Raw genomic sequence first — 6,745 nt, 5'->3', positions numbered from 1 at the left:
GGTGCTCTGATTTTGGTCTCAGGGCTTGTCGCACCGCTAGCTTATGAGCATGGAATTAACCCTATACATTTTTGGATGACCTGCCTGGTAGCGTTTGAGTTGGGTTACCTGAGCCCACCGGTCTCTTTGAACCATTTGTTAACACGGCAAGTGGTTGGTAGTCAGGAGGTTGATTTGGCACTAAGTGAAGGCGATAGTTTTTACTATCGCCATGAGCGTATCTTGTTACCGCTAATGGTGATGTCGACCACCTTATTATTAGTCGCCTTTACGCCGTTTATGTTTTACTAAACAGGCTATTTATTGCTTAACTTCAGCGTTAACAATTAGCTCACCTGATTTGGCAAACTGTAAGTGCAGCTGGAAAGTATCACCTTCCTTCAAGCTTGCCTTTAAGCCCATTAGCATCAGATGGTAACCACCTGGTGCAAGCTTTAAAGGCTGTCCCTTCAACAGCGCAATCTCTTCAACATGATCCATAGACATCACCCCATTAGACATTGAGGAAAGGTGTAACTCAACCATGGATGCCTGAGGGCTTGAAGCTGAAACCAGCGTATCGTCGATGGAACTGGTTAGGGTCATATACGCTGCAGTGGTTTTAACCATCGGCGGCAATAAGCGCACCCACTCACCTTCAACGCTTATTTCTGCACGGGCATGACCGGCAATCAATAATACCGCCATCACCGCAATTTTAAAAAAGTTCATCATCAACTCCTATTACCTTAGCTCGCTTGCAAAGACCTGCACATTACAACCAGAAACAAGACTAAAACCAGCATGGTTAGATAAACTGACTCAAAGCCTTCGGGTATGGATAAACCACTACCGCTCCGTTCTAGAATGCCGCCAATCGTAAAAGAGCAAGCCATTAGCATCAGTAGCGCGCCAATTTGCACCGAAGAATTGCCAATAGCATTGTTAAACGCCGATACGATATTGGGGCTAACATTCAAGGTCTTATTTTGCTGCTCAAAGTCCCGGCTGAACTTACGTTCATAAATAATAAAGGCGAACATAATAACGGGGAGGATAATCGGGGCTGAAAATTCATCAAGATAGGCATTCAACAATACGGCGTAAATCAACATGCTGAGCGCAATAATGATGATATAAGGAAGCAGTGCTCGAAACTTTGTAATAGAAGGCTGAAATGCTTCGCTAAAAGGTGCGATGCTTAAAGGCCCACGTCGAGTCAGCATGGCAAACATAAAAAACACTGCAAGCGTTAGCATGAAAACCCGGCTTCCCCAATAAAACAAATCATCACTCAAGACTTCTTTGTTGAGAATGGCAATACCGATTACCAACAGGCAGGGCCTTAATACAACGCCTGAGCTTCCGGTCATTGCGGTGACCGCCAGTGCAAGCTGACGCCGAGTACCAACACGCCTCAACTCCTGATAAACCACAGCACCCATGGCAATAATGATAATACCTGAGGCCCCTGTATAAGCAGTTGGTACAGCCATTAATGCGATGGCGATGCAGGCCAGTATTTCAGGGGGAAAGTTCCAGGGTTTAAAGACATCAAAAAGCTTCGCGCCAAGCAAGGTCTCTTTAAGCAGCATTCCGACCCATATATAGAGAGCGATCGTCAGATGTAGATTAGTCAGTTGGAATATCTGAGTAAAGTACATGCTGATGCCAGGAGCATGCTCTTCGTTGACAAAAAAATGATACGCAGCTGCCAGAAGCATCCAGGTTTGAATGGGAACTGTAAGCACCATTCTAAAGGGAGAAGTGTTTTGTTTACTTAGGTGCCGGGTTTTAAAAAGCTTGATGAAACTCACTAGACTTAGCACGGCGCTACCGACAATAAGCGTAGCAAGGAGTTCGGGTGAACTAAGGCTTGCTCCAGCGTCTTCTGCGTCCTTATAAAATCGATAGCTGGAATAAAACAAGCTCAGTGCCGCGAGTGTTTGCGCAGCATAAGAAAAGTAGTGTTCATGCTTGTTTCGAATGCCTCTGAAGGCAATATGCTCATTGCGCCAGGTTGCGTAGGTGGCACATAGGAGTAGCAGGATGATCAGCATGGATTTTTGCTGGTTAATTGAAAATAAGCTGATTTGAGCGAAGGAAGCTTCGATGCTCGCGAAGGCTCTAACCCAAATGTCTGTTTGCGCCAGGTAGGTTTGTGCCGCTTGGTGTTTACTTTGGCAGACCTTAACTTGCTTTAGTAGAGAGCTACGTGCAGCATCGCGGTTAAACTCGTCAGCGAGCAGCTCAAAGTCCTGGTTCTCGGCATTGAATTCGCGCTCAAGTTCATCCAGTTGCAGCTCTATATCAGGCTTTGGGTTGCATTCAGGCTTAGGCTCTTCTCCACGTAGAATGAAGTAGTCATCCCACAGATAAATTCCTAGTTTGAGCATTTGTGCATTAATGTTTTCGCTGGTACCTGCTGTTACCGTGCCGAGTAAAAGTATCAGAACAGTCAGCGATAGACAGCGCTTGAGCCAGCGGCTTGCTACGTCCATAAGAATCGTTTTTGTTATTTTACGATTATGAAACTGGGGTGGCAGCTAATGCATTTCCGAACGGAGACCGTCACCCCAAATGAAATTATTCCTTATCTTTAGAAGTACACTCAGCCAAGTTGGGGTCGACTTTACAGCGAACTTTTCTGAACAAGGTTAACGCTTTTGCGTTGTATACATTTCTGTCCCGCAAGGCTAAACGGCTTTCACGAAATAGTTCATTCCACTCATCCTTAGCTTGATCTGAAATATTGATCCAATATTTCTCGGGGATAGTTTGCTCGCTCTGCTCAATTGATTTGATATCACTAAGGTATTTATTTGCCAGTAATGTGCGAGTCTTCTGGGCAAAGCCATCAGGAATCTTTTTCCAGCGAACGATTAGCTGCATAGTCACCTGGAGACTGGGCCAGTTAATGATGCCACCATTTGGTTCAAGGCCTTTATACATTTCCATAGGCTCATAAGCCAGACCAGGCGCACCCGTAATATCTACAGCATGGTTATTAAACTTCTGCAAAGCATTCATAATACTTGAGGACACGGGGGTTAAGCCGATCTTCTCAGCCAGGTAGCCTGTTTCAGGTGCATTGTCGAGCACTGTTACTTTCTTGCCAGCCAAATCTGAAGGTACGCTAATATCTCTGTCTTTTACGAATAGAAAAATGGCACCGATTGGCGATATGCCGATAACTTCGTATTCGCCCTTGCGCATAAGCTTTCCAGCTTTTGGGCTACTCAAGGTTTTAATGATCATACCTAAGTGTTTGTATGTGGGGATCGCGCCGACAGCATTGATAGAACCAGTAAAGTCATTATATTCTCGTGCGCGAATACCTGGCAGGTTCAACATATCACAAACACCGTTCTTGAACTCTTCAGAGGCAACACGGTCATCTGTATAAACTTTGAAAGAAAGGTCTACGCCCCAGCGTGTTGCATCGATTTTGAATTCCTTCATACGCTTGTGTACCGGGCCGTCATGACCCACGAAGTCAAATACACACATAGTAAGTGGAGATAGCTGGCTAGCGAAAGAGCTGTTAGAAATTGCTAAAAGGCTGAGTACTATCAAAGTCATCGGCAGACGGCGCTTGCTTGAGGAGATCATATTATTCACTGCTTTCTCTTATCTATCTGGAGTGTGTCAGGTAGAGCAGCCTAAGAAAATGATTAATAGTTCCCTTGGAACAAGGACCTGCAGGTTATACAGGGCCCTATATAATTTAGGCGTGCATCTTTAGAGATAAGAATCCTAACCGAAATAGGCCCTCTACGGAAAGGTAGGAAGTCTCAAAAGTATTATTTCGTGACTATTGGTCGATTTTGATAATCACTGAAATCGGGTGTTTCGCGCTGATAATTATTCATTAGTGGAGAATGGACGATAAAGTCAGCGGTGCTCTTGTTACACGCGACGGGAATATTCCAAAGCGTTGCCAGTCGGAGTAGCGCTTTAATATCCGGGTCATGAGACATGGGTTCGAGTGGATCCCAAAAAAAGATCAGCAAATCAATTTTGCCGTCAGCAATTAGTGCGCCTATTTGCTGGTCACCACCTAAAGGGCCGCTTTGAACACGGTTCACGCTTAGGCCTGTTTTTTCTTCGATGAGCTTACCGCTTGTTCCTGTCGTAGTGAACTGGCAGCTACTTAAAGCTTCGATATGCTGGTTTAGCCAAGCAACAAGGTCGCTTTTACGATTATCGTGAGCGATTAAAGCGATATTTTCAATTGGATTCATTCTGTGTCCCGAGTTGTCTCACTCATTATTATCATTCTTGGAAAGTGATAGAGAGGCCCTGGAAGCCAACGTAGGTTTTCAGGGCCGTCTTAAAATATAAGTCTAGCTAAGATTTTGCTTTGTATATAAATTACTTAAAAGCTATTGCAAATTTGTGACATTATTTGGCTGTATTGGCCCAGGATGGTGAATGCTTAGGCAAAAAAAAGCCCCGGAAAACCGAGGCATAACAAGTTACCACACTTGATTAAAACGAGCGATCAAGACTAATACTTGACGCTATAGGTTCAATATAACGTACTTGATAGCAATACCAGTTGACTCAGGTCAAGTAAGCCGGAAACCGGGTAGAGATAGCTTCGTGCTATGTAATAAGATGCTGTTGTGCCGCTGAAGTCTCATGACAAATATTGTCCCTTGAGCTAAGCTATGTGCATTACGCTGATAATACGATGGATTGTCGGATTAAGGTAAAACCTTGGTAAAAATAGAGAGAGAAATAATGATGAGAAAGCTAGTTACATCGGTTTTGGTAGCGGGTTCACTTGCAGTAAGTGGAAGTGTTGTAGCAGGTGATGCTGCTGCGGGTAAAGCTAAATCAGCAGTATGTGCAGCCTGTCATGGTGCTGCCGGTATTGCAGCTATTCCAACTTACCCTAATTTGGCAGGACAAAACGAAGCTTATTTGGTGAGCTCACTGAAAGCTTATAAAACCAAGCAGCGTAACGGTGGTATGGCGGCAATCATGCAGGGCCAGGCAGCTGCATTGAGTGACGCTGATATTGATAATTTAGCGGCTTACTACGCTTCTTTAAAATAGTCTTGTTTGTTCCTCAGGCCATTTAGTTAACTTGTAGGTAGCTGGGAAACCATACTCATCGGGTAGGGTAGTTCCTAAGGTGCCTACAAGTTCTTTCCCCTCCTTCATAGCTAGCATTTTTCTGCTTTATATTCATAGATTGTTCTCATCTACTCCTCTGTGTGCATTTTTGCTTAGTGATTGAACAAAATCAGGTTAGAATAAGTCTCGTTTTTAGAATGCCTTAAACCTGATTTGTTGTGAGATTTATATGAAATTTGTCGTCAAACTGTTTCCAGAAATTACCATTAAGAGCAAGCCAGTCAGGCAGCGCTTGGTAAAACAGCTTCGGCAAAATATCAGTGCTGTGTTAAAGAAAGAGTTTGAAGACGTCAAGGTTCAGGGTTTTTGGGATAAGATCGAAGTTAACCTGAATGACGATTCTCAAGAAAAAGCTGAGAACCTAGCGGCTACCCTTCAGCGTATTCCGGGTATTGCAAATATTCTTCGAGTGCAGCGCTATCAGATTGATAATATCGATGACAACTTTGACGAAATTGTAGAGCATACTCATCGTGCTCTGGGCGAGGAGCTTAAAGGCAAGCGCTTTGTTGTGCGTATTAAGCGTGCCGGTCAGCACTCTTTTACCTCCCATGAGTTAGAACGTTATGTAGGGGGCGGTTTACTGCGAGCAGGAGAGACTGCGGGTGTAGATCTACATAATCCTGAAGTGACGGTCATGCTGGAAGTCCGGGACTCGGATCTTTATATAATCGAACAACGCTATGAAGGCCTGGGCGGTTATCCGATAGGTGCACAGGACGACGTGTTGTCACTCATGTCTGGTGGTTTTGATTCGACAGTTGCCAGCTACTTAACCATGAAAAGAGGCTTGAAGACGCATTTCTGCTTTTTCAATCTGGGCGGAGCCGCGCATGAGATTGGTGTTAAACAGGTCGCTTTATATTTATGGGAGAAATACGGCGTTTCACATCGCGTGAAATTTGTTGCTGTGCCTTTTGAAGAGGTGGTTGCTGAGATACTAAAGAATGTACATCACTCGCAAATGGGCGTTATCCTCAAACGTATGATGTTGCGGGCAGCAGAAAAGGTTGCGGATCAGATGGGCATCGAGGCCCTGGTTATGGGGGATAGCGTTGCGCAGGTATCCAGTCAGACCTTGGCAAACATGAGTGTGATTAATAAAGTCACCGATACCTTGGTATTACGCCCGCTTATTACCATGGATAAACAAGATATTATCTCTTTGTCAGCAAAAATCGGTACAGAAGAATTTGCCAAGAATATGCCGGAATATTGTGGTGTGATCTCCGATCGCCCAACAACTCGTGCCAAGATGGAACGAATTCTGGAAGAAGAAGATAACTTTGACTTTGAAGTACTCGAGCGCGCAGTAGAACAGCGGGTGAGCACTAAAATCGATGAAGTGATGTCAAGAATCCAAACCATCGCTGAAGTTGATTTGGTGAATGTGCCTGAGGTTGATGATGTGATTATCGATATCCGCCACCCGGACGAAGTTGAAAAAAGTCCGCTTGTTTTGACGAATAATGAAATCAAGAACATTGCGTTTTATGAACTGATGTCCAAATTGGATCAACTTGAAGCTGATCAGCAGTATCTGCTTTACTGTGAAAAAGGTACGATGAGTCAGCTGCATGCCAGTCACTTAAAAGGCATGGGCTACGAAAAAATAGGGGTG

Annotated in this window: 7 protein-coding genes; 3 read left to right on the top strand and 4 right to left on the bottom strand. The window is 44.3% G+C overall.

Annotated features, from left to right (window positions below; all coding sequences use genetic code 11):
• Positions 1-291, top strand: a 291-nt coding sequence (locus A3761_RS09165; protein ID WP_156491775.1) for a TRAP transporter large permease subunit, incomplete at its 5' end; no start/stop codon positions are given.
• 9 nt (positions 292-300) lie between these two features.
• Here the strand turns inward: A3761_RS09165 and A3761_RS09160 are convergent.
• From A3761_RS09160 to A3761_RS09145, 4 genes are all read right to left on the bottom strand, one after another.
• Positions 301-714: a copper chaperone PCu(A)C gene (locus A3761_RS09160; RefSeq protein ID WP_068515970.1), complete on the bottom strand. Its 414-nt coding sequence runs from the start codon at positions 712-714 to the stop codon at positions 301-303.
• Between the two features lie 14 nt (positions 715-728).
• Positions 729-2,480 carry a hypothetical protein gene (locus tag A3761_RS09155; protein WP_068750133.1) on the bottom strand — a complete coding sequence of 584 codons (1,752 nt, stop codon included), beginning with the start codon at positions 2,478-2,480 and terminating at the stop codon, positions 729-731.
• 85 nt (positions 2,481-2,565) lie between these two features.
• Positions 2,566-3,591: a putative solute-binding protein gene (locus tag A3761_RS09150; protein WP_068515961.1), complete on the bottom strand. Its 1,026-nt coding sequence runs from the start codon at positions 3,589-3,591 to the stop codon at positions 2,566-2,568.
• 191 nt (positions 3,592-3,782) lie between these two features.
• Complete coding sequence (locus tag A3761_RS09145; protein ID WP_068515959.1) at positions 3,783-4,223, bottom strand: methylglyoxal synthase; 441 nt, start codon at positions 4,221-4,223, stop codon at positions 3,783-3,785.
• A 502-nt stretch (positions 4,224-4,725) separates the two neighbouring features.
• Here A3761_RS09145 and A3761_RS09140 point away from each other — a divergent pair.
• Positions 4,726-5,043 carry a cytochrome c gene (locus A3761_RS09140; RefSeq protein ID WP_197470243.1) on the top strand — a complete coding sequence of 106 codons (318 nt, stop codon included), beginning with the start codon at positions 4,726-4,728 and terminating at the stop codon, positions 5,041-5,043.
• 250 nt (positions 5,044-5,293) lie between these two features.
• A partial coding sequence (thiI, locus tag A3761_RS09135) for a tRNA uracil 4-sulfurtransferase ThiI (protein ID WP_068750130.1) occupies positions 5,294-6,745 on the top strand: 1,452 nt, incomplete at its 3' end.

It is taken from the genome of Oleiphilus sp. HI0123, assembly GCF_001635315.1.
The sequence above is the reverse complement of the archived record's forward strand: the minus strand, read 5'-3'. Positions and strand labels throughout refer to the sequence as shown.